At 40.6% G+C, this 25,833-nt stretch carries 21 protein-coding genes; 1 reads left to right on the forward strand and 20 read right to left on the reverse strand.

The annotated features are described in order from the left end of the window. Positions 1–44: 44 nt before the first annotated feature. The 19 genes from H6G79_RS22740 to H6G79_RS22830 all read right to left on the reverse strand — a co-directional run bounded on the left by H6G79_RS22740 (position 45) and on the right by H6G79_RS22830 (position 23,458). The gene (locus H6G79_RS22740; protein ID WP_242048517.1) at positions 45–893 is read right to left on the reverse strand and encodes a hypothetical protein; all 849 of its coding nucleotides are present in this window, start codon (positions 891–893) and stop codon (positions 45–47) included. Next, entirely contained in the window at positions 893–1,351 is a 459-nt protein-coding gene (locus tag H6G79_RS22745) for a hypothetical protein (protein ID WP_190592020.1), read from the reverse strand. The genes H6G79_RS22740 and H6G79_RS22745 overlap by 1 nt, the downstream gene beginning before the upstream one ends. A 367-nt stretch (positions 1,352–1,718) precedes the next feature. Beyond that, entirely contained in the window at positions 1,719–2,561 is an 843-nt protein-coding gene (locus H6G79_RS22750; protein ID WP_190592019.1) for a hypothetical protein, read from the reverse strand. Between the two features lie 28 nt (positions 2,562–2,589). Further along, positions 2,590–4,008 carry a DUF6884 domain-containing protein gene (locus H6G79_RS22755; RefSeq protein WP_190592018.1) on the reverse strand — a complete coding sequence of 473 codons (1,419 nt, stop codon included), beginning with the start codon at positions 4,006–4,008 and terminating at the stop codon, positions 2,590–2,592. A 73-nt stretch (positions 4,009–4,081) separates the two neighbouring features. Then, complete coding sequence (locus H6G79_RS22760) at positions 4,082–4,282, reverse strand: hypothetical protein (protein WP_190592017.1); 201 nt, start codon at positions 4,280–4,282, stop codon at positions 4,082–4,084. Between the two features lie 4 nt (positions 4,283–4,286). Then, complete coding sequence (locus tag H6G79_RS22765) at positions 4,287–5,093, reverse strand: hypothetical protein (RefSeq protein ID WP_190592016.1); 807 nt, start codon at positions 5,091–5,093, stop codon at positions 4,287–4,289. 301 nt (positions 5,094–5,394) lie between these two features. Next, a complete protein-coding gene (locus H6G79_RS22770) occupies positions 5,395–7,899 on the reverse strand; it encodes a hypothetical protein (protein WP_190592015.1) in 2,505 nt (834 codons plus the stop codon). Positions 7,900–7,984: 85 nt separating this feature from the next. Continuing rightward, a complete protein-coding gene (locus H6G79_RS22775) occupies positions 7,985–9,751 on the reverse strand; it encodes a type IV secretory system conjugative DNA transfer family protein (RefSeq protein WP_190592014.1) in 1,767 nt (588 codons plus the stop codon). A gap of 143 nt (positions 9,752–9,894) precedes the next feature. Beyond that, positions 9,895–11,307, reverse strand: a complete 1,413-nt coding sequence (locus tag H6G79_RS22780) for a hypothetical protein (RefSeq protein WP_190592013.1) — start codon at positions 11,305–11,307, stop codon at positions 9,895–9,897. A 6-nt stretch (positions 11,308–11,313) separates the two neighbouring features. Then, the gene (locus H6G79_RS22785; RefSeq protein ID WP_313934010.1) at positions 11,314–12,165 is read right to left on the reverse strand and encodes a hypothetical protein; all 852 of its coding nucleotides are present in this window, start codon (positions 12,163–12,165) and stop codon (positions 11,314–11,316) included. After that, entirely contained in the window at positions 12,162–13,991 is a 1,830-nt protein-coding gene (locus H6G79_RS22790; protein ID WP_190592012.1) for a TrbI/VirB10 family protein, read from the reverse strand. The genes H6G79_RS22785 and H6G79_RS22790 overlap by 4 nt, the downstream gene beginning before the upstream one ends. Positions 13,992–14,015: 24 nt before the next feature. Continuing rightward, positions 14,016–14,792, reverse strand: coding sequence for a hypothetical protein (locus tag H6G79_RS22795; RefSeq protein WP_190592011.1), 777 nt, complete (start codon positions 14,790–14,792; stop codon positions 14,016–14,018). A 13-nt stretch (positions 14,793–14,805) separates the two neighbouring features. After that, positions 14,806–15,957 (reverse strand): hypothetical protein, encoded by a 1,152-nt coding sequence (locus H6G79_RS22800; RefSeq protein ID WP_010993862.1) that lies wholly within the window; start codon positions 15,955–15,957, stop codon positions 14,806–14,808. A 70-nt stretch (positions 15,958–16,027) separates the two neighbouring features. Continuing rightward, positions 16,028–16,759 (reverse strand): hypothetical protein, encoded by a 732-nt coding sequence (locus H6G79_RS22805; protein WP_190592010.1) that lies wholly within the window; start codon positions 16,757–16,759, stop codon positions 16,028–16,030. A 112-nt stretch (positions 16,760–16,871) separates the two neighbouring features. Continuing rightward, positions 16,872–19,700 (reverse strand): hypothetical protein, encoded by a 2,829-nt coding sequence (locus H6G79_RS22810; protein ID WP_190592009.1) that lies wholly within the window; start codon positions 19,698–19,700, stop codon positions 16,872–16,874. Next, positions 19,697–20,065: a hypothetical protein gene (locus H6G79_RS22815; protein ID WP_190592100.1), complete on the reverse strand. Its 369-nt coding sequence runs from the start codon at positions 20,063–20,065 to the stop codon at positions 19,697–19,699. The genes H6G79_RS22810 and H6G79_RS22815 overlap by 4 nt, the downstream gene beginning before the upstream one ends. A gap of 93 nt (positions 20,066–20,158) precedes the next feature. After that, entirely contained in the window at positions 20,159–20,758 is a 600-nt protein-coding gene (locus H6G79_RS22820; protein ID WP_190592008.1) for a hypothetical protein, read from the reverse strand. A gap of 371 nt (positions 20,759–21,129) precedes the next feature. Beyond that, entirely contained in the window at positions 21,130–21,696 is a 567-nt protein-coding gene (locus tag H6G79_RS22825; RefSeq protein ID WP_190592007.1) for a DUF192 domain-containing protein, read from the reverse strand. Between the two features lie 124 nt (positions 21,697–21,820). Then, positions 21,821–23,458: an ATP-binding protein gene (locus H6G79_RS22830; RefSeq protein ID WP_190592006.1), complete on the reverse strand. Its 1,638-nt coding sequence runs from the start codon at positions 23,456–23,458 to the stop codon at positions 21,821–21,823. 199 nt (positions 23,459–23,657) lie between these two features. Here H6G79_RS22830 and H6G79_RS22835 point away from each other — a divergent pair, with 199 nt between their 5' ends. Beyond that, on the forward strand, positions 23,658–24,236 hold the full coding sequence (locus H6G79_RS22835; RefSeq protein ID WP_190592005.1) for a hypothetical protein: 579 nt from the start codon (positions 23,658–23,660) through the stop codon (positions 24,234–24,236). 190 nt (positions 24,237–24,426) lie between these two features. Here H6G79_RS22835 and H6G79_RS22840 read toward each other — a convergent pair whose 3' ends face one another. Beyond that, entirely contained in the window at positions 24,427–25,791 is a 1,365-nt protein-coding gene (locus H6G79_RS22840) for a HEPN domain-containing protein (protein ID WP_190592004.1), read from the reverse strand. Positions 25,792–25,833: the final 42 nt, after the last annotated feature.

Genomic DNA, 25,833 nt, shown 5'->3' on the forward strand with positions numbered 1-25,833 from the left:
CAATAAATTTTTTACAGCGATCGCAAGACTCCCAGCCCCAATAATCAGGCGATTCCCTGGTAAGGATAACTTTGGAAAATTACGCCAGTATCCTTATCTTCATCCCAAAACCACCAACCTTGAGATAATTCACAAAGAACGCGCATTAGTGCTAATTGTTGATGTGTGATTTCCCCACTACCGTAGCTGACGTTACTAGTGCCATCCCATGATTTAATAATTGATTCTAAATTGTATCCATTGCCCATAATCCAACTGGCGTAGAAGCAGTCTTTGGATATTTCTTCCATGATGGCCAGTAGTTCGAGTGCAGCATCAGGATTGGGTGATTTCAGGGCTTCAAGTGCAAGGCGGAGGTTTTCTTCTCTATCTGCAAGAAACTCCGAAAAAGCTGCTCTATTTGATGGTAAATCGTCCTTTTCAAGTGTGATTAATTTTCCATTTCCAATCTTGACTGGAATTATATTTGAGTAGTCAGTTTTGTCATCTTCACTTGCCTTTGCTTTTATAGCTAAAGGATGCCAATGGATGCGTTCAATTTTATTAGTTTGAGGATTTGTCCATGCCCAGAATAGTTTGTGAGATGCAGCACCCTTAACTGTAAGATAAGTTCTTTTATGTCGAATGGGATAGTCTACACCTTCCTCTTGTTTCGCTTGTAAAAAATCTTCTATCGACGGATATTCTTTATTGAGATATTTCATTATCTGTGATGTTGTCGCATCTGTATAATTCGAGATACTGATATCACCATTTTTAAATGGTATTAGATTCCATTTTCCGTTTATTGGATTCTGTATCCAAAACTCAAGTGATATTGTCTGTACAAACTGATCTAAAATCTGAACTACACAAGGATAGTAAAGTGTGAGTTGTTGGTTGCTATTATTCATTATTGTTCCATCCATTCGATAGGGGATATGGTTTCTTTTTTGGCGGGAAGTATTTTAACTTCATAGCCATAAAGAATTAATTCGTGCAAAGTTGCTAGTAGTTGCTTGAGTGATATACTGTCCCATTGGCTGCACTCTAATATATGTTTCAATACCTGAGCGGGAGCATTAACCACCCAAAGACTATGAATTCTTTTGTTCCTAAATCCAGCACATAATTGAACAATTGGTTGTAACTCAACTGTTATTTTTGGTACATGAATAATTGCTGAACTTATAGGGATTACTGGTTTATATTCTAAGTTTTTAGATTGTGAAAAATATGGGTCACTGTACCATTGTCCGTCGATTTGATATGCAATCATTAGGTATGGCAATGCTTTAATTGCATTTATAGTTCCCCATCTAGCAGTTTGTCCTGCATGAAACCAGATATAAGAGCCGTTGTGTATTATCATGTGCAAGTTTTATAATTTTGACTTGAGGCTTTGCTTGTCCAGCTAATTGATAACTTCGTCTGTGGTAGAAAGTTTTGATACTTTGTTTACTGAACAATGATTTCGTATTTGTATGAATGAATACTTAGTTTCAAATTGCAAATATTATTCATTGCAGTAAACTTTATATTCAGGTACAACACTTTAGATATTAGTGATTATTTCCTGAATCACAAATCAGCAAGGTAGTCATTGCTGATTTGTGTAACAACTGTGGTAATTAATCTACTATGAATTTGATATGCTTTTTAAAACTAAGTATTTGCTATAAAATAAAAAGTGCGCCTTTTTAATTGATGGCGCACTTTTATTAAAACTAAATTGATAGTTAAACGTGGTGAAGGATAATATTTATTGCGTCTTGAGTGCTGATTTTATATTGTGTAGCAAGTTTATTCATGTTGGCTTCACCATTTGCATGATCTTTGATGATTGCTCGAACAATGTTTGGTGAAACATTAATCTCACTATTGGTAACGACTGGTTTAGGTAAAGTTTGAGAAATAAAGAATTCTTTTCTTCTTAATACATGTATTTGACGATAATGTTCTTTTCTGGGTATCCACAGACAATTACCAGGGGCAAAGTCGCTCTCTTGGTCAATACGAGATATAACTGTTCCTTCGGGTGCTAATCCCATATCTTTTAGAAATTGGGTAAAGTTATCACGCCAGGATGCATCAACTTCAATTCCGCACCCGCCATGATATTTGTACTGATGGTGGTTCTTGTTATAGCAGATGCGCTTGATGTGTAACCAGGAGTTATACTCGTGGCTTTTGCAGTGACCGTGGATAGTTTTATCGGTCTTGAGGCTGTCCCGTTGCAAACATCCACAACTTTGTGTAAGCCCTCTTTTTAAGCTATTTTTACTAACATATTTTTGGGTTCCGCATCTGCATAAGGTAAGGAGGAGTAGTTCGCCCCTTTTCCCCTTAACTTCTACATCAGATATCACTGTTAGTCTCCCAAAATTTGCACCAACTGGGATAGATTCTTTTCTTTTCTTACAACCGCAGTTAGTTGAGCGACCATTGGTGAGAGTGTGACTGTAGACAAGTTTTTGAATTCCACAATCACACTTACATAATACTTGCTTTCCTTGTTTTTCTATTACAGTCCAACTACCGAATTTTCCACTTATATTAATTACTCGCTTTGTAGTCTCCATAAATTATTTTGGTGTTATTACTGCTGGGTTAAATATTTAAAACAAGCTGTTTTTCTTGCTCCAGTTCCTTCTTTATCCAAGCAAGTTGTTGTCCAATGGCTAGGTGCTGCATGGGTACTTTTGTCTCGTATCCCTTCGCCTGTAAAATAGGTGTTACCTCCTGTCTGTAAAGCTTGCCCGTCAAGAATACAAACTCTATTTCCAAAGACGCAACTTGTATGAGGTTTTCTGCTACTTGTTGCGCCCATAGTATACGTTCTTGATGAGATAAGGAATAGGGGGATTTATCGTAGGGCTTGATGATTGTTTCTGGCTTAAGAACTTGATGTAAAGGTGACAGGATATACCATCTTGATTCTTTTTCTTCTACGTAGCGACGGCAAGCTTGAAAGTGCTGCGAACAATATAAGTCTTTGGCAGCAGCAGAGTAGGGAAGCTGCTTGCCACATCCAGCAACCAGGTAGATTTTTTCCTTGGGAGTGAATTTTCTGTAAGTGGCAATCGCCAAATTGAGGTTGTGGGCGATTCTTCCTATGGTATGCGTCCGTCCTTTGTTCGTCAGCCGAGGGTCAATCTTATGTCGGTGGAGAACCCTGCAAACATGACAGTTGCACTTTGGCGTGCAGTAGGCTGGCATCCGAATTAGTTTTTCCTCATTGCTGACGAACATCCCACCGCCTAGTCCTTCTCGGATAAAAGTTGAACCATCAAAGGATAATCCCATCTGAGTAAAAGCTTTGGCATACTGGGGCGAACATAGCCCAAAAACGTGTAGATGAACATTTGGCTTGTGCGATACTCCTGTGGAATCGCTGTGCGATGGCGAAACGCCCGCCTTGTCCTGTCGGACACGCTTCGCGAACGGCGATACTCGTTCCGAGTCACTTCGTGAACGCACAACCTCAGTGATTGTTTTGACAATGTGCAAGTTAGTCGAATACTCTCTCGCCTGGGAAACAAGCCCACCGATACCGAGATGGCGGTATCCCAGTCCCAGAAGATATTTAGCTACTTGGAGGCGTTCACTAAGAGACTGCCCGTGGATGACTGCTAGGGGGATTCTATTGGGAAGATAACTTTTAGCAAGTTGGATAAATGTTTTTGCTTGTTGAAGGTTATATTCTTGCCGTTCTCTAATATTTTCTCCTACAAGTAAATGGTCAGGACAAACAATAATATCACCGACTTTTGAACGTTCTCGATATCTATGAATAGACCAGTGGGCATCAACATATTTACCATTGAGAGTAGGAATATCTTGGTCGCGGTAGTTAAACGATCCGCAGTCATGAATAATCAGACTATCTGGAACAATTTCTGCTTTTGTAGCGAGTGAGTATAGCCAGCCCGCAGGCTGATATTCAAGCAAGTGCCAAATCGGGATTTTTTCACCCTTGATTTTGAGAAAATCACTCTTACCTAGTACTGGATAAAAACCTAATTTCATAGTATTTAAACGAGCAAATTTTGCTTTTTATTCGTTAAGTTAACCCTCTGCTTGGAGAGGGCTAATTAGCCGATTACTGCTTGTATTTATTTGCAATACTTAGAAGATACTGCCGCCAACGATTAGAGACTTTAGTAGCAAGAGAGCTAATATCACTTGCTGCAATTTCTTCTGCTTCAGTTTCAAAAGCATCATCAAAGTGAATCTTGGCGTGATACTCCATGCCATCAAAGTAAATATTGAAGCTAGGATTAAGTTGAAAGTCTTGAATCATATTTTTATCCTTCCTGGGGAAGATATAAACACTTATTTTGTTCTGCTAGTCTATTTGTTTCATAATTATCAAGAATCATTTTATTAAATTCTTCCCTTGTTGCTTGCAAGTCGCGGAATATTTTGTTTGTGGGATAGAAGAATACTGATTGTTGGCGGCTGTAAAACCAGACTAGTTGATTGATACGATAGCTGTCATTGCTATCAAGCAGAACATAACTAATTTGTTGGTAAAAATTTTCTAAGGAGAAGGGACGCTTCTTGGCAGTTGTTCGTACATCAATAAGAGTATTTCCAGCGATTATCTGGCAATCAGCACCTCCAAGATATTCACTTAAAGGGTATGAAGCATTGCAGGTGATATTTCCACTCACTTGATTAGCTACAGTTTGCCAAGTACGGGGTAAAATACCGATAATTTGAGATGTATCTTGAATACTAGGAAGCCATTTTTTGAAATATTCTGGTTCAAGTTGAAGGGTTTTTTCTCTTTGTAGAAAGGGTTGAATAATTTCATGTATGTTACGGCTACGTGCATAGTTTTCTAACGCACCCAGTAGCATACACTTTAGAGCTTCTTCTTCAAGGGAAGTTGAATTGGTAACGCAGTAATCAAAAGCATATTCTATTTTGAGGGCTTTGGCTCCAACCTGAGCAAGACAATTAGTAAACCATCTTTTATCTTCATAGATACTTCCTAGATATTTAGCAAGTGCTTTGGCAATCGCATTTCCTACTAATGGAAAATCTACACCATCAACTGGCCTGATAATTTCTTGATTTTCTAATAGTTGGTTATGGCTAGTAATCATTTTAATAACTGTCTGGTTTAGTCTAGAGTCAAACCATCTCCTGATAGATGAATTTCTATTTTTTAATTCAGATGTTAAGCTCACTTTTTGATTTTTTGCTTGAAATACTACATTGAGTATCTGCGTGAGCTTTACGTAGTAATTTTTCCTTGGATTGTGTTATTCAAAACAATGAACTAATCATTTAAATAAATGAAAAGCTTGTTGAATTTGAAATTTGCAACTGATGTAAATTTGCGTAACTTCTAAACCCAAGTTTTTATATTGCCAATGCAACTTTGCAAACTGAGTAACGGGTAATTTATAGTTCAACTTCTCTTGACTTGGTTTTAGGTGCAGCAGCGACAGTTTGCTTTTGAGGGGAGGGTATGTGTTCAGTAGGGGTATATTGCTGCCGAATTTCTTCTCCTCGCCATGCTTGCAAGTCATTCATAATATCTTTAAGCGGAACAAAATCGACAACTGTTTCTCCTTGCTTTTGTGCCTCAGTTGCCTTATAGGTCATAATCTTGAAGTACATCTCTCGCTGATCGGTAATTGGTAACTTGCCGTTGTTCTCATTTATCCGTTGAAGAATTTCTTCATTGCCTTGATTCATTGCCTCTCCCCAGTCGGGGCCACCATGCTTGACCATATTTGCCCATTCCTCGGCGATGTAGGGGTGAACTGTGACAGGCAAATCGCCAACTGCTTGTATTACTCGTTTTTTGGGTGCAGATGCGGCGGTGGGAGTAGATTGTTCGTTACCAAAGATTTGTTCCAAGTTGAGTTTGCTGGCGTTTTGGGCAATAAACTTAATTTGGTTGATATCGTACTCAGAGATATTCATCTTGCTGACTTCTTTGGTAATGCCAGCTTCGGTTTTAGTTAGGTCAAACCGGACAAGTTCCTGAGTACCTTTTTCTTCGGTAGTTTTAAATAATTGCAAGCTGGCTCGATTTTTTTCGGGGTTGCGTGATCGCTTGATGGTAAATTCACCTACTGTAAGTTCTTCCTTATCCGCCTGGATGAGGACATTATTCAGGGTGTGCAACATCTCATTTTGTTTAAATACTTCCAGCGTTTTAATCGTGCCGGCAGGTGCAAGACTTCCCAAGCTGTTTGCTACATCACGGATATCGGCATTGTTGAGGTCAGGTAGCTTGCCATTGTCGCTCAAGTATTCTGCCACAATGAGAAACTCCTGACGTTCAACAGGTAACATCTCTGTAGGCTTTTTCGTGATTTTGGGTTCCTCTTTTTTGTTGAGTTTAAAATCCATCAAAGAGTTCTGCCACCCAAATAGTTCATCACTGCGGCGATGAATGCTAACAGTGTCTGCCTGTTGGCGAATTACAAATGTATCGCTATGGTAAATACGTGACCCATCTTGTTCAAGAGTGCCGTATTTTTTTAACATTGCGATCGCGGTTTCAGCAATGTCTTTATTTTCCCCGTTGTAACGTTCTTCCCGCGCTTGTTTATTATTTATTTGATAAATAGGTACTTCAACCTGACGCGCCCACTGCTGCGCTGCTGGCTCTACATCTTGAGAATTAGCTACTTCTTGATAGGTAAATTCAGGTGTATATTTTTTTCGATTATTAGTTGCTTGTTCTTCTAGCTCTTGTGGAAAAAACTGATTGTGAGTTACATTTTTATTTACCTCCTCATCAGCTTGATTTTGAGATTGAGGGTTACTAGTAACTATCCGTCGAATTTGAATAGTTTCTTCGGGCTGTGTGATTTCTTCTTGAAAATTATTGACCACATCATCTTCAATACTGTTATCTACCTCTATTTCAACAAATGAGTTGATTTCTTGATTTATGGGCGAACTGTTTTCACTGTTTTCATCTTGTAGTAACTGTTGTGAAGTATTTGATTCGACTGTCTGAATGTTAGTTTCAAATTGTTCGCTGAGTGTCTGCTCTACTGCTTCAGGATAGTTTTTGGCTACAGGAGACTGATAATAATCTACATCTGGTGGGGAGTCAAAGTCGGGTGGATTACTAATATCGATATCATCTAGAAAACCTACCACAGCTTCTTCTTCGTAATCCCAGTTAACTGGTGTGGTTACAATTTCAGAATTTAATGGTTGATTATCTTCGTTCAGTGTTACTGATAAATTAACTAATGGTGGAGTTACTTCTGTTATATCTGGGTTTCCATCATCAAATAATAACTCTTTTGTATCTTTATAATTGTTAATAATATCAGCAGATGGAGGTAGTAGCTTAACTAGTGGTTCACTTGCCACATCTATTATTTCATCTGGAGTAAGTATTTCAGTGACGAGATTAGTTGTACATTTACCTTCGCTATTTTGTTCGTAGATAACGATTTGTTTTTCTGAACTACTTAACTCTAGATAAACTGTAATTTTCAGAGTATTATCGCTTGTTTGTTGATAATCACTATTGAAATTGGGTACATCTTCTACTAATCTTGCAGCAATTGTTTGTGCTTGATAGTCAGTAAAAGGTTCAGTTTCTATTGTGTATTGACCTTCTACTAATAAATCGGGCATTAACACAATATTAGTTTCTTGATTGCTTTTTATACTTTGGCTGGTTAAATCTACCTTTTCCCATTTATATGCACCAGGGGTAGATTCATCAGGTACAAGATTGTAGATATCTTTGCCAATTTCAACTGCAATTTTACTTGCTTCTTGGGCTTCTTTGAGTTTTTCGAGAATTACTTTAGTTATCTTAGTAAGTACATTTATGAGGCTTTTACTTAATTGTCTACTTGTTTGAATTGCAGTATCGGCTGTACCTAAATATGATTCATTAATTTGAGTGTTTCTGGAGTCAAACATATATTAAATTTGGTAAAAATAATCTATAAATTCAAACAGCCTGATGTGCTTTATAAAAACAAGTTGGTCATCAAACTTAAAGTTTTTAGAAAAAGCTCTTGTACGCGTCAACAGGCAAAGGTGCATTGCCCGCTTGTACTGGTGTTTGTGGGATAGGAAACTTCCGATCTACTTCCTTGACTCGTAAATCTAAATCTTCCTGTGTCGGTTTTTTCTGGGTACTTTTCCTAGCAAGCTTTTTGATGAGGTTATCCCAGTTAGCGTCATTTTCTTGTTCTAATCCAATGATATATTTGGGGATTTTGATGTTTTTTAATAGTGGTACTGAACCCTCATTTTTATTACTATAAGCTGGGTTGATAAATAGACATTTACCAGGTGGTAATTTCAGGAATTGGGCTGGCTCAAATAGCTTGCGAGTCCGTTCTTGTTCGCTGATAGATGTGCTGGCTTTACCCCCTCCCGTTGAGCGAGATTTTTGTTTATATTTAATTTCCTCTTCACCTAAATATGCAGAAAATAATCGTGCTGATTCTTCTTCACCAGGATTAAAAACAAATTTTGTACCGCACGCGCCAAGGATAGCTTTAGAGATTTCTTTACCATAAATCTTTTCAAGCTGACCCATATTTTGCCAACCCAGGATACCGCAGAATCCTTCGGAACGAGATTCGTTAAGCCATCTAAATAAATCTGGAAGGAAGATACTTGGCAACTCGTCAAGACACACTACTAATGGTCCGTCTTCCTTACGTTTTTTAGCAATACTGCGGGAAACTACCATGTGAAGAATACTGGTCATCAGGGGGCTGACAGCATCGCGGCGTTCTCGGTCTAACCCGAAGATAATCATCTGTTTGCGTTTTACCTCCAGGGGCAAGGTTGTTTTACCGACAAAGCATCCCAATGTACCCCTTGCCATGAACCGGGTGAACATCAATGAAGCACTACCAGCAATACCCGCTACAGTTTTCTCTGAGCCAGCCGAGCTAAATAATTGACCAAAAGCTATCCTAATCCAAGGATTTAGTTCGGCTGCCATCAAGCGTTCGACCATCTTCTCGCTAGAAAGTATTGCCGCAGCCGTCATAATATCAGCGCGGTCGCCAAACTCTTTAGTTAGCATTAAAATAGCCTGCGTCAACTGGTCGCCGGCGGGGCCAAAGAAAGCATCCTCAGACGCATTACCTAACAGGCGGAAGTTTTTGTTAATTACCGTAGCTAACTGCCGTGCGGTTTCAGCATCGCTACTGTCGCGTAAAAAATCGATTGGGTTACATACCTCTGATTCGGGAAATCCCGGTGCAAAGATATGTACGTCATACCCCTTGGATTTGGCATAACTGGCGATTTTGGCTTGACTAGCATACTTGAAGTCGTATAGTACTATACCAAAACCTTGGTCAATTGCTGAGTAAATCATCGGGTTGATAGCCGAGAATGATTTACCACTACCAGGTGCGCCAATTACAGCAGTTCCCCGTTGGACATCGGGTACATAAACTGGAACTCCCCCACTCCCCTTGGGTAATTTTTGACTCTTGTATTTGTGTACTCCAATATATAAACTGGCGCTATCACACCTAGGTGTGACGATTTGCTTGAGAGCTTTTTTCTTAGCTTGGGCGGTTTCCTTTGCTCCACCCCAATAGCTAGTAGCAAGCTTGCCTTTTTTACCATTACTAAAAAGCTGTAAAAGCAACAATAAGCCAATTCCCCCGGCAAGTGCCAAACCTTGAGGTGACATGAACCTATCTGTATACTTACTAAAGTCAGTATTGCTATTTTTATTGTTAGCTTTTACTTCTCTAACAGTCTTAGTTTTAGCTGTTGCAAACAGATAATTATTCATAATAATTTGTATTAATTGCATGAGGAAATGGAAGAAATATGCGGTGAAGTGAAGTTGCATATTTCTTCATTGGTTGTCTGATGTGTCCTCTCCAAGTCAAAAGTAAAAGAGGATAAATTCTTCTATAATTACCTTTTTACTTGTTAATTTTTAGGGACGGTGAGAGGCGTACCAAGGATAATTGGGTCTATCTCGCGGTAGGTGAAGAAGGGAACTGGGCCAATGAAGTATGGCGAGCAGCCCAAGTCAACCCATCCCCGCTTGCAGATACGGAAGAACATCGCGGTGGTGATACTCCCGTCCGCTTCGTTAATGTCCCAGATGACTTGTTTAAATGATTTCCCAAAGGGGTGGCGACCTGTAGGTTCTTTTCCACCGTTGAGGCTGCCCAAGATGCCGAATCCGCCTTTAACTTTTTGGTCTTTGCCAGACATCCATTGTGCGCCAGTCACAATATCACTTCCTGAAACTTCGATGTGACCACAGGTTTTCTCGCATGGGACATTAAACCCAGCTTGATAGCTACCACTTATTGACTTCCAGCGTCCACTTTCAAGGGAACCGAGGGGTAAGTCTAATTTGCCGATAAAGCTAACATCAGGGATGGGAACGCTGGGGAACCGATCGAACGGTACATCAGCCAATCCCGGAACTTTAGCAATTGTTGTATTTTGCCAGTTAGTGAAGTCTTTTAGCTGTGCATCCTCAATACCAGGGATGCTGGTTAGTTTATATTTATCAAGTTTGACATACTCACCAAGTTCCACTTCTCCCAGTTGGGGATAATTGTCTAGCACTTCACCAACAGTTTGGTAGCTTGCGGTGCTGCCTGTAACTTTGCTCACTAGTTCTTGAATTAGTGGAATGGCTCCGACTTCTGAATCTTCTAAATTAGGAATTGCTTCGGCGAGGTCTTCAAGTGTTTGCCAATCGAGTGTTTCAAAATCTGACAGTTTGAGATTTTTGAGTTGAATGCCCGTGATTTCGGCGATATCTTCAAGCGTGAAATCTTCAATATTGAACTCGGTTGCTTCAAAATCACCCAGTTCCATGACTTCGGCAAGGCTTTGTCCAGCACTCCAGGTGCGTGCCTCCTTCATACCAGGGTTTTTGATATTAGGGAATTCAACGTTGCCAGCACCGCCAAATTTCATGTTTCTAAACGTGATACTGCTCCAATCGGGAGTAGGTGCGCCATTGACGTATTTAGTTGCAACCGGCTGTGGCTGTTTGGTTTGTTTTGTCTTATCTATCGAAGTGTTCAAATTTGAATACTTCGATGAAACTGTTTGAGCTACCGCTTTATCGCCGAATAAGAGACTGCCGATATTATAGCTACCTCCATATCGGATTAATCCGTGTAGGGCAAGCCCTGCAATAAGTCCTGCAACCATCAGGTAGCGTAATTTATTAAATTTTTCCATCCGATACTCAAGCCCTCGGTTGGTTTTGTTGTGAGTAGTTTCCTGGCTTGCAGCTCTCACTGGTACAATCGCAGTTACCTCTGCTGTAGTATCTAAAATTTGGTTGTTAGAGGTGAGATTTTCGGTATACATCACTATTTATTTAAAACTTGATTTACCTAGATTTGTTGTTGTGAGAGGGTTGTTGTGTTGTGGTGGTATTTCTAACAAGCGCTTTCCACCTAGTAGCATGAGTTTTTCAACCAATTGCATTGATACTCCGGCGGTGCTGGCGGCGACGACAAGTTCCTCTCCTTGCGATCGCAACTCAACAAGTTGGTTCAGACGCTTCCAAAGTTTGCTGTCTGTCGTAACCCACTGGTTTTTGAGGGCAACTTGCATCCCTTTGGCGATATGTCTGCTATCAGATAATGCGGTGTAACTGACCTTTGGTTTTACTTCTTCAGGTTTGCTGAGAGTGTCGCCAATAATTTCAATTTGGCTGTACTCTGGTGTGCCACTGCCCGCTACAATCCGGAAATGATAGCTTTTCCTTGTTGAGCCAGACTCAGTAATCACCGTCATGTGCGCCCCGTAAGGAGCTGGTGGTAAGCCAGGGATTTTGACTGTCTCGATGCGGCGAATGTGAATTAGTCCTGCACCCGTACTGCTTCCAGAACACTTACCCAAGCCCTCAAGACATCCGTCTACATCAAAAACAAACCTAGATGGGTCATCCAGCCAGATTTTCTTGATGATTTCTCTGGTGTTGTAGAACGATATTGATACCCCATGTCCAGGCCAGACCTTAACTGTTTGCAATTGGGCATTTTCCCCTGACACCTGGGACGCTGCAACTTGACGGATAGTATTTGCTAGTACAAGTTGATTTGGTGCAAACACGGAGGCGATCGTGAGGCACCCGCTAAAGACGATTGCGCGGAGCGCAGTGCCAGAGGCGATCGCCCAAGGCATCCTTAAACTAAAATCTGCTATATCTCTTAGTTTCACAGCTTGATTGACCTATCGACTTTGATTGTGATTTTGGTGTCTTTAGGCACATACCAGACATTGGGACGACGGTTGATTTCGTCAGTAGCACGTTCTGTCCGCTTGCTGATTGTTTCGCCAAGTTTGCCAAAAGCACCTTCAAGGAAAGCAGCTCCCAGGTTGCGATTGTTATTGCGGCTGCGAGTTCTTGTCCCACCTAAAGGCAAATCTTCTGTGACTTCTTCATCCGGCTGGTTAATAATTTCCCCTACCTTGGCAAGACCAGCTATAGTTCCTAACGTGGCATCATATTTGGCAATTTCAGATCCCTTGTCGTCGTAAGGTCTGGCGATGAGGGGTGAACCCGCCTCTCCCAAAACTGATATCGTTCCAGGTGATAGAGGATATTCTGTGCCGTCTTTGAGGATGGCCGTGACTTCGGCACGCACACTTGATGTGCTATCAACCGAAATCATAGCGATAGTTACCTGCGTTCCTGCGGGAATGGCTATTTCGCCAGTATTGCTATAAAGCGGCTCATTCAACCGGGCGACAAACCGTAATGTATTTGTCTGCTCCTGGGAACGAGCGTTATTACTGGTTTGGGGCATAACGAGCGGAGTTACCAGGGTTGCACTTGCAAACGAACCGACAACTAAATACTGCGGTTGTGTTTCTTGGAGTATCTGCGCTTCTTCTGGCAAGTAGTTATTTGCAACTTTTTCAACTTGCTGAGTGGAATTGTTTTCTTTATTACTAGCAAAACTGGATTCTACGGTCTTTTCTTTGTCAAGTTCTAAGCTAATTTGTGGTTCTTTTATCGAGAAACTATAAATAACTGGCACGGCTTGATTGTTATCTTTGTCATCAGTATTGCTATACTCAGGAGTACTATCATTTGTGGTTATAGGTTGCCAACGCGGGCGCAGTTCTTCAACTTGATTAGGGGTATTGGTAACTGTTTCGGTATTCTCGCTGCGTCGGCTACGGCGACGGCGGGAGCGATCGCTATTTTGTTCTGCTGGGCGTAATGTTTCTTCAGTTTTAGCTGTAACTTCTTGTACTGTTGTGTTTGTAGGTTCACTGACAGTGGTACTGGCTAGCATATACTCAACTCGACCAACCGAACCCAGGTTACGTAGGCGTTCGAGTTCGGCTATTGGATCTTTGGCGACACTCTGGTTGCTGGCAACTAATTGTTTGGCAAATTTTGGCAGAGGAGCGCTAGGACGCAGAGGTGGTATTGGCTGTGAAGCCACTACTCTACGTGTTGGTCTAACAGGTTCGGATGTTTCTTCCCGGTATACACGTCTTCTGGAAGTAGGGGGAGTTTCTTGAGCAACTACCCTTCGTTGTCGAATAGAACGGGTTTTTTCTTGGTTTTTGGCTTGTTCTTCTTCAGTAGCTTCTTTTTTCTCCTCTTTGTCTCCCGTATTAGCTTGACCATTTAGGGCATCAAGTTCTTCCTGTTGCTTGGCGAGAGCAAGCTTGGCATAAACATCGCCTTCTTTTTTCTCAGATGTGGCAACCGTGGGAGTTGGAGTAGTAGTTAATTCTGGTTTTTTGGCATTTTTGCCACTCCCATTCATCATGCCGTTGAGGACAACAAATATAACTAGAAACCCAGCACCAAATGCACCACCAATAATTCCTAATCTTGACCAGGGAGATGTAACAAAGTCGTGTTTAGTTTGGATTAACGCGGGGTCTTCTACTTCAGTTTCATCTTCTTCAACCACCTCAAATTGCGAATTTTCAACTTCATCTTCTTCTATCCTATCGATTGGTAAAAGACTATCTACGGAAGATATATCTTTATGCGAAGCCTCATTCTCTAGCTGTAACATAGTTCTATGCTTGATTAATGATTTTTATTTCTTACCGAGGTTATAATCAACGATTTGAGTAATTTCTAAACCTGGTTCTCGTACTAAATAAACTTTCTTATCGAGTTCAGTTGGCTTATTTGGTAACTTGGGAGTATCGACAGCCTCGACAGTAATTGTTTTGTTAAAGGCGATTCCTTTGCCTTGGTTTTCGTTCCTATTAAAGCTGACGAGCGTAGCGATATAATCGACTTCCCACTGTCCATCCTTAATTTTTCTGGGTTCAGAGATATGGCGAGTTACAAGTGAAACTTGAACTTCACCGTTAAATACACCACTTGGAACTATTTCTGCTAATTTCTTGAGAAAGTTTGCCCGGAAATCTTGATTTTCAGATAGTGCAAATGCAGCTTCCCAGGCTCTAGTGGGAATTTTTTTTCTACTATTTTTTGTTGTTTGAATATCTATTCCCCTATCAGGTTTAGTAACATTTTCGCCATTCTCTGTTGCTTCGATTATTCCGTTCCAGCCGAACATTTTAATCATGCTATCTGAGATAAAGCGTTTGATAGTTTCGGCTTCGCGTTCGTTAGGAGCGGCAAATTTACCAGGTGAAATAGACCCATCTTGGAGTTGAACAATCGTCATGCCTTTGACATGATGATTTGTACTAGCACTCATACCAATATTTATTATTTGCAATAGGGTAGATAAGATAGTTCCTCCTGCTGTTACGGCGATCGCCATTGCAATAGGTGTGGACGTGGATTGCCCATAACTCAGAAGCCGCGCCGGTTGAGATTTAGACTTAGGTTTAAGCATAATTATTTGTTAATTACTTTTTAACTTTGATTTTGGAACTAACAAATTTGGTGGCGTTGACAGCAACCGTAGCAGTTGTACTTGCTCCACCTGTAGCGATTCCTGCTGCAATTTCAGAGCCAAATGCTACTGTTTTACCTAATCCTGTCCAAACAGCTATTCCACCACCTGCGGCTAATGCAGATGCAAGAATAGGAGAAACTAACCCAACAAAAAGCAGAAATATCATCGGTTGATTTTGTTCGGAATTAGCGATAAGTTGTCCGCACAAACCAATAATCATGTTGAAGCAGAGTTTCGCCATTCCAACGGTGAAATAACCAGTTAGCCAAGCGAAAATAGGTTTTGCGCCAAAGGGGAGTAGCGAACCGCCTATTGCCAACGGGCCAAGTAGGGCAGTTAAAAGCATCGTGAATTCTATACCCCACTGGTAAGCGTTATTGAGGGCGAGGAGGATGACTGCGACAAATCCGGTAATCATCGAACCGATTGTACTGGTGATAGTATTACCAATCTTTTCGGCGATTTGACCAGGGGAGAGATTTTCGAGCGCGTCTTTGGCATCAGATAAAGCCTGAAGTGGGTTAAATTCCCAACTACCGCTATCGGGGGCTTCTCCTTTAAATAGATCGGGTGCAGAGGTTTTGAGTTCTGCTTCTGCTTGTTGCAAACAGGTGATTGAATCTTGCGTGTTACCAGGGATGGAACGGCATCTTTCCATTGCCGCTCCTACTTGCTGCTGGAGGGCAATATTGCCGACTGCGCGGTTGAATGCTACTTCTAGGTTGGCTCCGGCAGCAGTAAATTCTAGGATGTCATTATTAACAGTATTAATGTATCCCCGGATGGCGAGTGTTCCACTTCTGAGTAAAGTGCCATTGTTAGCTAGTAGCCCGATAACCAGAATGGGCCATATCCAACTGGAGAGGGCTTTCATATCTTCTTGATTTATCCAGTTTTTGCCTAACTCAACCATAAAAAGGGTGAGTGTGGCGATCGCAAAAAACTGACCAACTTTGCACATCGAGCCGTACAAGTTACCGTTGAGGGTTTCCTGCCAAAGTTCATTAAAACCTTCTGCTACTAGTTGCGCTCCAGCTGACGCATTTTCTAAAATGTCTTGCCCGAAGAATGGGTCGGTTGCAATTACAAGATGTTCTAACATGGTCTGTATTATGTACCTGATAGAGAGTTGGTCATCTCAATTGCAGAGATGACCAACTAATTAGGGTGAATTATTCACCTGCGGTAGTTTTGAGACTGCTAAACCCACTGATTTCGATATACTGGGCGCTGATACCGTCCATCATCAGGTTTTGACGACGGCGATCGCTTGCCCCTTGTTCGGCAAGTTGACTTAGCATCAGGTTAGTTTGCTGGGCATCGTGCCGTGTTTGCAGTCCGTCAATGCGAGATTGACCCAACATTGAGACAATTTGCGAGTTTTGGGCAGCAATGACCTTGAGGATGTTTTGTGAAGCATCCATTGGTTGTGCAGATTCTGCGAGTTCTTTGGACTCGGCTACAGTTTGTTCAGTTGCTTCTATCTCATTTTTGGTACGTTCCTGACCGACTTCCCCTAAGACGCTGGCGATCGTGGCGCGGGTAGTTTCTCTCTCCAGTTCGTTAGCTGCACTGACCGCAGCTTCAACTGTGTTGCTTTCATTCCAGTTACCCTTGCTTTTAAGTTGCTCTTTGAGCTTTTCGGCTGAGTTTACTGGGTCTGGCATATCCATACTGCCAGTCTGAATAGCAGTTTTAGCTTCGCCTTTCATCCCACCCCATTTATTAGTTCCTGAAGTGAGTTCCTTTTTGGTTTCCTCAAAATAGTTATTGAATTTCCCTAAAACCTTGAAGAAATCCTCAATTGAAAAGGCATAACTGGGTGCTGTACCGAGTAAAGTAACCAGACCAATTATTGACCCGATTATTACTCCTTTCTTAGGAAACTTGAATTTTGGTTTCATACCTTTGGTGGATAAAATAATCAATGTGGCAATTAAAGTTAAGCCACTTGTTTATGAGTTATTGATTCTTATTGTTATAAATTCAAATTATTCTTAGCTTTTCTTCTATAATTTATGCTGACTTTAATTGCTGATTGTTATTGTTATCCAATAATTGTTGTGCTTCTTGACTTAACTCATCTCCCCGAAGCATCTGTATGTAACTTTCTGTAAATCTCACCATACCCAGCATTGGATTATCGGCATATTTATTGAGAAATAGAGTGCGTAATTCTTGCTCATTTGGGTTATTTGCTACTGCTGCAAGTAAGCAATAAGCAGGATAATACCTACAGAAAGTAAGTTTGCCATTGTCATCAAGTAACCACTGTGAATAAATACTTTCGCGTTTTGGAAAGAATGCTTCGGTACTATTACGCGCGATAATTTCATAAGGATATTTAAACCTTTTCACAAATGGGTCAACTGCCGATGTTTGAATCCGACCGATCAGGCGGGTTGTGATGTTAGCAAATATTTTGGAAGCAGACTTACTTTGGAAAATACTTTCTGGTTCTTGGGCAGATAAAATTACACGTATACCTGCTTTTGCACCGTTAGCGCAGAGTCTACCAATTAGCTCGGCTATGCTCTCAAAATTGAATAAAATTGGTGCTTCATCTAAGAAAAATATTGATACTTTAGATGATAAAGCTCTACGTAAAGCTGCGGAATAGGCACTCAGGGCAAGGACTGCGGCATCGGCTTCACTCCCAAGCGATCGCAGTGCAAATACAAGCAATCGAGCATCAGTTCTAAAGCTAGATGGATTGGCGATTGATTGCCCAACTCGTGAATTTAGCCAAAACTTTAATCGCAATCTGATTTGGTCAAGGGCATCGAGAATTTCTTTACTATTATTGGTGATGGAATCGAGTTTGATAAATCCAGGCGAACAATAATTATAGAAATCTTTAAGTGTGGGAATATCTGCCCATTCAGGTGTTCCCAATCCATTTTCTAATGCTAGCTTGTACCGAAGTTTGATATCTTCATCGTTGTAAAAAGTTTCAATTGTGATTGTAATGATACTTTCAATATTTGATACTGTTGTCGGACTTACCCCTACAGGATTTGTCCCTAGTACCATAATCATTAATGTGGATTTTAAGAATTCCTTGAAATCGGTCATTCTCTCTTTAATAACTTCAGGCTCATATCCCCTTAAGTCAGGTAATTCAAATAGATTGTTTGATTCTTTACTAATATCGAAATATGCTCCTTCCTCTCCCATAAATTTGGTGTAGTCAGTAAACGTGCTAGTACCATCGGGTTTAGGATAATCAAGCGCAATTACGGGAATGTTTTGAGCCAAGGCAGGTGTTAATAGACCTGCTACTAAGACGGATTTACCCGCACGGGTAGTACCAAAAATGGCAAGATTTTTGTGCTGCTTGTACAAGTCAAGATGTACTGGGGTTCCTCCCTCTTCAGCAATTAGCTCAAACCCCGATTTATCTCCTGTAGCTGTTCTGACTATCGGCATGAGTCCGGGAACTTCTGATGAGAAATAAGGGAGGCGACGGTTAAAGGGTCTTGTGAGTAGGTTTTCCCAAACAACAGGTACACATTGTAACCATGTTTTCCAGGCATACTCGATTTCTCTATCAACTACAGCAGGTCGCAAGAAGCAGCTAGAAAGGTATTGACAAGCTTCATCAAGTTTTTGACGACTGTGACGATGGACACAAAAAACAACAGCAGTATGAATCGGGAGACTGCCTCTGAGGATAGTTTCTTGTGCCTTAACTGCCTCCTCGATGTTCATATTGGCTTTTACGTCAATTGACCCCTTCTCAGAAGACATCGCGCTGGAGGTAATTGACTGTTTGGTAATCCGTTGCAGAGCAGTTTTGGCAAGTCCCTGGTTGGCTTTAGATAGCTGGCAAATAATCTCAGTGTCGGAGATTTTTTCTTTGGATATTACCTCCCAGAGGTATCGAAGCTGGGCGTATTCATCTATCCAGCCTTGGGGCTTTTCGCTGAACTGAAGAACGCCGATATACTTGTCTTGCAGTCTTACCCAGCTGCGATCGAGAAACGGGACAGATTTTTCATTCTCCAGCATCAGGTGGCGAATGTGGAAATCGCTAGTTTGAACTTCTCGAAGTCCCTCTTCATCTAGTATGAGGGGATTGGGAACTTTGGGCGCATCGCTACGGTTAAATTGACTCCAAAGAATTGACCATATTTCTTCACTCGTGACTGCTCGTACTGCTAGCCCCATCGAGTTTGTAAAAAGTTGTTCCCACCGTTGAAATCCAGAGGTAAAACTATCCCGTAAGATTGTTTCGATTCGTTCTTGCCGAACACCGTGAATTTGTCCAGTAAATTGGAACCAAGCATTTTGCAATTGTTTGATAGTTTTTTCAATTGCATCATTTGAGCGACTATCTTCAGAAGCCAGGACACTATAGGTACACCAGAAACGTAAAAACTTATTTTTACGAGTTCCGGCTTTAGTGAGTTCTCTTGCTCGCAGACGTTCCGATCGCACTAATAAAGTTAGTTGCTCTAGGTCGCATTTATCCTCTATCTTTTTTAGTTCCTGCTGTCGGAGAAAATCATCAGTGAACGAACCAAGATGAATTGTTAAGGTTTCGCGTTCGGGAAGTTCTTTGAGTCCGCCCTCAATATTTTCAAAAATCGGCAGAATCTGTTCTTCGGGCAAGGATGGGTGAATTCCTTGTACGTCGAAGCAGAACTTAATTTGAATATCTTCTTTTTTCTGGAGGATGAGTGCGCCGATATCTCTACGACCAGCAAGCGAGATACTTGCAATCCCGGCTAAATGAGTAATATCCTCGAACGGTGTTAGGTTTTTGACAACACCTAATTGTTCGGTATCGAGGGATTTTTTACCAATTTTGTCCTTTGTTTTCGTTGAGGCGGTCGAACTCATAGCCTGTAGTTTAGTTCGGTGATATTTTTTACTTGAGCAGCTTTATCTGCGTTTTTTTTCTGGGATTGAGGTTGTAGAGGATTAACGAGAGAAATAAAAGGTTTATAACCACGGGTGATGCGGGGTGTGCCGACAAACTTACCCAAAAAAGCTTTGTTGGAACTTACCGTCCACCAAGTTGCCCATCCCCAAGCAGTTACCATTCCGGTTGCGAGCCAGGAAGCTTGCATAAAACCCTTGACTACCATGTAGGAGATGAGAGCGATCGCACTCCAGGGAACAATTTGGTCGGCGGGGAATGGCCCAAGGCGTGGCTGTTCTCCTAATACGCGGTTGACAGTACGAAATTCCCGTTCTCTGGCCATTATTACAAAAGGCAAAAGTCAGTTTTTGAAATTTTGATGAGTGGCACTTATGGAATTGTGCCACTCGTGGTGGCTTTTTTGACGAGTGACGTATCAGCCTGTTACCAGTCCTGCGAGCAAGTCTCCGACTACAACTGTGAGGGCAACGATAATTGGTGTACGGGCGATCGTTTGCCAATCTTCGTCGTTTCTGGCTGCTTGAACAACCCTAATAAGGCCAATACCCAGATAAATTAGGAACAAACCGCGCAGTACCGCAAATACGTACCTAATAATATCTTCGTTAACACCAGTGAAATACTCTGTGAAGAAGTCCTCTGCGTTTTGCATGAACTGGGCATTTGCGGGTGCAGTGGCAATGTCCAACATAAATACTACACCTACCAAGCAAAACAGAACAGTATAAATATTGATGCCATATTTGCGCTGCCATTTCTCAAAGTTGGAAAGTAGCAAGTTTGCTTCCTTGGGTAGTAACGCTACAATGCCAGTTCCAAACGCGAGTGATGCCATCACCATGTGGTGGAGTGAGATATCTGCAATCATCAAACCAGTACCAACTGCCATTAGTCCGGCGATGCTGGCGTTTTCTTTCCAGTTGCGCTTTTTGCGACGGGTGGAAGCAGGGTATCCGTATTCTTCGTGGGAAGGAATGCGATCGCTACCAAAATCAGATTCGTAGTCTGTTCTCATAAAAAGATTATTTCAGAAATTAGTGGATGAAACTTTGTAGAGTAACTAAGGCCGCAACACTGCTTTTTACCAAAGTTTTGATTGGAGTAAATATCTGCTCCAACTTCTCACTTGTGAAATTATTTTATGAGATTAATAACCGTGAAATCATCTAAAAATTTTCTATTTTTAGACACTATGTTTTTCAGTAAATCATTCAATAAAAACTCAGACAAATTTGCTTGACAACTTCCAATAATTAAATCAGTGATTGATTTCATAATGTTTGACCCCCGATATAAGCTATATCGGGGGCCAAAGATTGGTATATGAGGTAGCGTAATTACGGTTGTTTACCGCTAGGTTGCTGTGATGGCTCAACTCTCTGCCAACTAATTCTGCATTATATTTGTGTTGAAATCGAGTTGGATTTTCTTACCTACTTTGAGATTGAGGGTTTTAGTACTGTTAGCAGGTAATTCAATAACCTGGTTAACAGGATAGACTGAATCGTACTTAGGACAGGTTTTGGTTTTGCAAGGGGGAGCTGCTTCTACGATTGATTTGATAACTCCATCTCGCAGGAATATCATATCTAAAGGAATATACGTATCCTTCATCCAAAGTTTAACTTTTTCAGGTTTGTCGAGGACAAACAACATTCCGTGATTTTCAGGAATTGAATTACGAAATTTGAGTCCGTGGGCATATTCCTTTCTATCGTCTGCTAATTCGAGTTGAACTGTTTGATTGTTACTGGTAAAGGTTGCACCAATAGGTAAATACTGGGGCTGGCGAGTCCAAAAGTATAGCGGTAGGGGTGATAGGGCAGCAGTAAAACCAGCAATTGGCCCAACAAATTTGATAAATTTGATGAATTTGAAAAATAGGCTTTTTTCTGGATTTTGTGCTTGTTTAGTTTGAATGTTGGTTTGAGCAGTTTGTCTTGTAACTTCCATAGTTTTAGCTAAATAAGGTAGTAAAGTGGTTAGAAATGGCGAGCATTATGAACTGTTGAAATGTTTTGGTTACATTTGCTTTCGTCCAAACATGATGAAACTTTGAATTGATTTATGAGGTGTGCTAGCTGAAAATATCAATGTTGCCAACAGCAAACTTGCTTTCGTCTAGGGGACTACTAGGTAAAGCTTGTTGGTCAGCTTTGTTACGCATCGACTCGACTCTATCGGCTTCGCGGATGGCAAGCGGGTTAATCTGACGGCGTTCTTCTAGTAATGCCTCGATTGTTAGTTCAAGTGTGGGGACTTGGCTTTCTGAGTAGGTATCTTCTGTTATTGTTTCGCAGAATATGCTACTAGCGGCGCGTTCTACAATTGTCTGGATTTCTGCACCTACACAGCGATTGGTGGCTTTAAGAATTCTGCGCCACTGTTCCTCGCTCCAGGGGTCGCCGCCATTGCGAAAGCGTTTGTCAAACCGGGCAGCGTGCAGTTTGAAGATACTATATCTTTCTCCATTATTGGGCAGGTCTACTTTAAATAAATAGTCAAACCGTCCGGCACGGGTGAGTTCAGGTGGCAGCCATTCCATACGGTTGACTGACGCGATAACCAGTACATCTGACGTGCGCTCTTGCATCCACGTCAAAAGCTGACCAGCCAGCCGTTTGGCGAGGTCATCATCCCCGGCGAAGCCTTTATCAAAGTCGTCGAAATACAAAATTACTTGGTTGAGCCTATCTGCTAGTCGCAACAAGCGTTTGAGTTTCATTTCTGCTTGGTTGCCAAAACTTCTAAAGTTGCCCCAATCGACCATGATGAGGGGAATACCCATATTCTGGGAACAAGCTTTTGCTGAGTGTGATTTTCCCGTCCCCGGTGGCCCCACAAGCATAATTCCCTTGGGTACACGCAGATTGTATTGTTTGGCACGCGGGGAAAGCAATCGCTTGAACTTTTTGAATGACTGCTGCATGAGTTCTAACCCACCAAGTTGTACTTTTGGTGGAGGTAAGAATTCGATGTCATACAAGCGGTTGAGCAGTTGAATTTTTTTTGCTAGTAGTAGCTTTGCTATATCACTGGAATTTCCTAAGTCATGATTTTTTCTAATATCGGTTATGCAAGAAATAATATCAGAAATATACAGACCAGCACTAGCGTTAGCAATTTCTAAATAATCTTGTTCAGTATATATTAAAGGAAATAAATTACTGCTAATTAAACTAGCAATAATTTCTTGTGTATCTGGTAATTCTTGGCTCCAAAGGGGTATTTCTGCTGCTATTTCGCTGGCTATCTCAGCATTGGCTCCTAGTAATATGGTAGTCTTATTGCTATTTTTTGTATGAAATTTGAGATTAACTAGCGACGACTTAATCCATTCTGATAGAAGAACAAATTCAGTATCTTTAGTTATGCTTTCTTTTAACCAAGGAAAAATATTCTCAACAATTAGTATTCCAGAGCCAGAATAAACTCTCCAAAAATTGAGTACTTGAAAATAGTCTTCTTTATTCTGTTTTATGGAAGGTTTATAGTCGTGAAACTCTTGAAAAATAAGATTATTTTCGGTGCTGACGGCTAATTCTTTAATACTGTCTTCGCTTAAATTCCATATATAGACTTTTCTGCCTGCTTGCTGACAGGAAGTAGTAATACGAATGAGGAAGCGGTGACGTTCTTGGAGAGGGGATTCACAGGCGATGATTGGATAATTGTCCGCAAGCAGGTCTTCTAGATACTCAAAGCTAGACTTCATCTTAGTTGCTTGTAGCGTAATCAGAAGCAATCTTATCTAGAAGGGATGCTGTACGATAACTGATAATTTTCTAATTTATAAATCCAAAAAATTAGAAAAAAGTTGGTTTCTTTTCAGTATTTTGTTGATTGTGTAATAGTGTTGTGAATTTAGATAATTGCCAAGAGTTCTGATTTTCCAAGTTTTTCGATTTTCAGTTATGGCCAAAACACCGGAATATCCAATCGTTGTTATTCCAGAGTTAGTTAAAGACAGAAAACAGTTTACTCCTTTAGTTTTTCCGTCTGGACAAGGAGATGCACCAATTGGGGCAAGTGAGGGGCTGTTTGAAAATGTTCTCAAACATTATTTTGGTGAAATTGTTTCTCCTCAGCAGGTGATGTTTCCACCAGGGCATCGATTACCATTTACGGCTGATTTTCTGATGGTTGAACCAAATACTGGCTTACACATAGACTTGGAAGTTGATGAACCTATCTCATTTGCAACTGGCAAGCCCACTCACTGTATCGGCGAGGATGACTATAGAAACAAGTGTTTTGTTGATGCAAACTGGCTGGTTATCCGGTTTGCAGAAGAACAAGTCTCGTCTCAGCCAGAACGCTGCGCTCGATTTATTGCTGGTGCGATCGCTCAACTGACAGATAATAATACTTATCGCCAGAAGCTACTTCATGTAGAGAAAGTTACTCCTATGCGCCAGTGGTCTGCACGTCAAGCTTCCAGATTAAAGAAAAGTGATTACCGCCAAGGCTATCTTGCCCAAAGGAAAAACTAACAGATAATTTGGTGAAAGCGATTAGCGTTAATCAGTTTTGAAATTTATCAGTGAGGGTTTTGTTTTAAGATTTTTGGTGGGGCGATCGCAAAGATCATCGAGTTGAGTTGTTAAGCTAGGCAGCAAAAAACAATTCAATGTCGGTTCAATGATTGCGTTAGGTAGCGTTTTACACACTGTTTCAAGGCTATTAACCATTCCACTGTGAATATAACCTATTAATTTGATCGCTAACCTCTTGCATACTCGTGTAACCAATAGAACGTAGATGGAACAAGCTGAGAATACTCCATGCTGTGTACTTACAAATTTTAGAAATGTCAGCTTCGTTAATCACTTGATTGGCTAAATAATTCATACCTCGATGAATGATATCTGAGCGTTTGTCATAAAGCTTCGTCATATTTTTATACACTTCTTTGGCATCTTCAATCCTTATAAATTCATAGCCACTAAAAGCATTGAGTGTTGCAACCCCTTTCGCTAAAGCGTGTGTAGGTTGTTCAGTTCCAGTAAACATACACTCCAGTGCAGTCCAGTACTTCAGAAAAGACACATCTAGATCGGCTTCATTTTGGGCTTCACCTATCCAGTAAATTGCCGTCAAAATGCATCCTTCTAGCTGCGTTTGAGAAGAAGCATTAATAATTGTAGAGAAGTCATCTAAGAAACCATTAAAAGATAAATCATCAAGTCGGTTTTTATTGATGGAAAAAGTTTGTATAGGTTTGCGACCGCGACCAGAAACCAAAAAAATGGCATTATCTTTATTCCTTATAATTAAAGTTTTTTCGCTATTACCATATGCTTCAAATGAAAGATTTATCTTTATCATTTGCTCTGAAACTCTATCATGTATGAACAAACAGAGTATATATCTGAAATAGTTTATTAACTCTCGTGCTTGCCTGTAAGCTTTTTTATTAGCAGTATCATAATCTCCATAAGCAGTAGATTTCATACACAAGCGATTCAGGAAATTCTTATTAAAGAAATCTTGGGTATGCGATAACACTTCTGGCTTCTGTGAATCAATTTCTCCAAAGTAAGCAGTGATCATCTGATCGCACAACTCTTGATTAAAAGCAAAAATTTCAACTTTATTACAACTGATTTTATCAAGGTCTTCTAGCTCAAGTCCTTCAACTGCAAAAAAGAAGTCAAAATAACTAATCTTATCATCAATATAATTTTGAATACTTTCTAGCGCAACGACAAACTCTCTTTTGCTTTTTGAATCTTTGTCTCTATTAGAAATTTCTACTTCTAATTCCTTCTTTAAAGCAGTATAAACTGTTTCATAAGAAACTACTCCCTTTAACCCAGGAGCCTCATAAATTCTGTTAAAAACTTCATTAAATGCCGTTATTGCGTTTTCTAATAAGATCCAGTCTCGAAAATTAATTTGTAATCTGGGTGCAAATTTATCAAAATTATTGTACTCCTCAATACTGGTAGGAAGGCAATAATTTTTGTTTTTATTTTTGTTGTTTACTAACGTATTCCAATTCTGTGTAGCTGCCTTGAGATCACCTTTACTTAGCTGAATTTTCATAGATACTTCTTTTTTCAACTCCTATTTCGGATATCATACAGA

The organism is Anabaena sp. FACHB-83 (assembly GCF_014697485.1).
Taxonomy (GTDB): domain Bacteria; phylum Cyanobacteriota; class Cyanobacteriia; order Cyanobacteriales; family Nostocaceae; genus Nostoc_B.

Bases quoted from the DNA above. Each gene is read 5' to 3' on its own strand.
- H6G79_RS22780 (WP_190592013.1), bottom strand. From the start codon at position 11,307: ATGTATACCGAAAATCTCACCTCTAACAACCAAATTTTAGATACTACA.
- H6G79_RS22815 (WP_190592100.1), bottom strand. From the start codon at position 20,065: ATGGCCAGAGAACGGGAATTTCGTACTGTCAACCGCGTATTAGGAGAA.
- H6G79_RS22795 (WP_190592011.1), bottom strand. From the start codon at position 14,792: ATGCTTAAACCTAAGTCTAAATCTCAACCGGCGCGGCTTCTGAGTTAT.
- H6G79_RS22805 (WP_190592010.1), bottom strand. From the start codon at position 16,759: ATGAAACCAAAATTCAAGTTTCCTAAGAAAGGAGTAATAATCGGGTCA.
- H6G79_RS22765 (WP_190592016.1), bottom strand. From the start codon at position 5,093: ATGATTACTAGCCATAACCAACTATTAGAAAATCAAGAAATTATCAGG.
- H6G79_RS22835 (WP_190592005.1), top strand. From the start codon at position 23,658: ATGGCCAAAACACCGGAATATCCAATCGTTGTTATTCCAGAGTTAGTT.
- H6G79_RS22800 (WP_010993862.1), bottom strand. From the start codon at position 15,957: ATGTTAGAACATCTTGTAATTGCAACCGACCCATTCTTCGGGCAAGAC.
- H6G79_RS22810 (WP_190592009.1), bottom strand. From the start codon at position 19,700: ATGAGTTCGACCGCCTCAACGAAAACAAAGGACAAAATTGGTAAAAAA.
- H6G79_RS22830 (WP_190592006.1), bottom strand. From the start codon at position 23,458: ATGAAGTCTAGCTTTGAGTATCTAGAAGACCTGCTTGCGGACAATTAT.
- H6G79_RS22755 (WP_190592018.1), bottom strand. From the start codon at position 4,008: ATGAAATTAGGTTTTTATCCAGTACTAGGTAAGAGTGATTTTCTCAAA.
- H6G79_RS22775 (WP_190592014.1), bottom strand. From the start codon at position 9,751: ATGAATAATTATCTGTTTGCAACAGCTAAAACTAAGACTGTTAGAGAA.
- H6G79_RS22770 (WP_190592015.1), bottom strand. From the start codon at position 7,899: ATGTTTGACTCCAGAAACACTCAAATTAATGAATCATATTTAGGTACA.
- H6G79_RS22760 (WP_190592017.1), bottom strand. From the start codon at position 4,282: ATGATTCAAGACTTTCAACTTAATCCTAGCTTCAATATTTACTTTGAT.
- H6G79_RS22825 (WP_190592007.1), bottom strand. From the start codon at position 21,696: ATGGAAGTTACAAGACAAACTGCTCAAACCAACATTCAAACTAAACAA.
- H6G79_RS22750 (WP_190592019.1), bottom strand. From the start codon at position 2,561: ATGGAGACTACAAAGCGAGTAATTAATATAAGTGGAAAATTCGGTAGT.
- H6G79_RS22745 (WP_190592020.1), bottom strand. From the start codon at position 1,351: ATGATAATACACAACGGCTCTTATATCTGGTTTCATGCAGGACAAACT.
- H6G79_RS22840 (WP_190592004.1), bottom strand. From the start codon at position 25,791: ATGAAAATTCAGCTAAGTAAAGGTGATCTCAAGGCAGCTACACAGAAT.
- H6G79_RS22740 (WP_242048517.1), bottom strand. From the start codon at position 893: ATGAATAATAGCAACCAACAACTCACACTTTACTATCCTTGTGTAGTT.
- H6G79_RS22820 (WP_190592008.1), bottom strand. From the start codon at position 20,758: ATGAGAACAGACTACGAATCTGATTTTGGTAGCGATCGCATTCCTTCC.
- H6G79_RS22790 (WP_190592012.1), bottom strand. From the start codon at position 13,991: ATGTTACAGCTAGAGAATGAGGCTTCGCATAAAGATATATCTTCCGTA.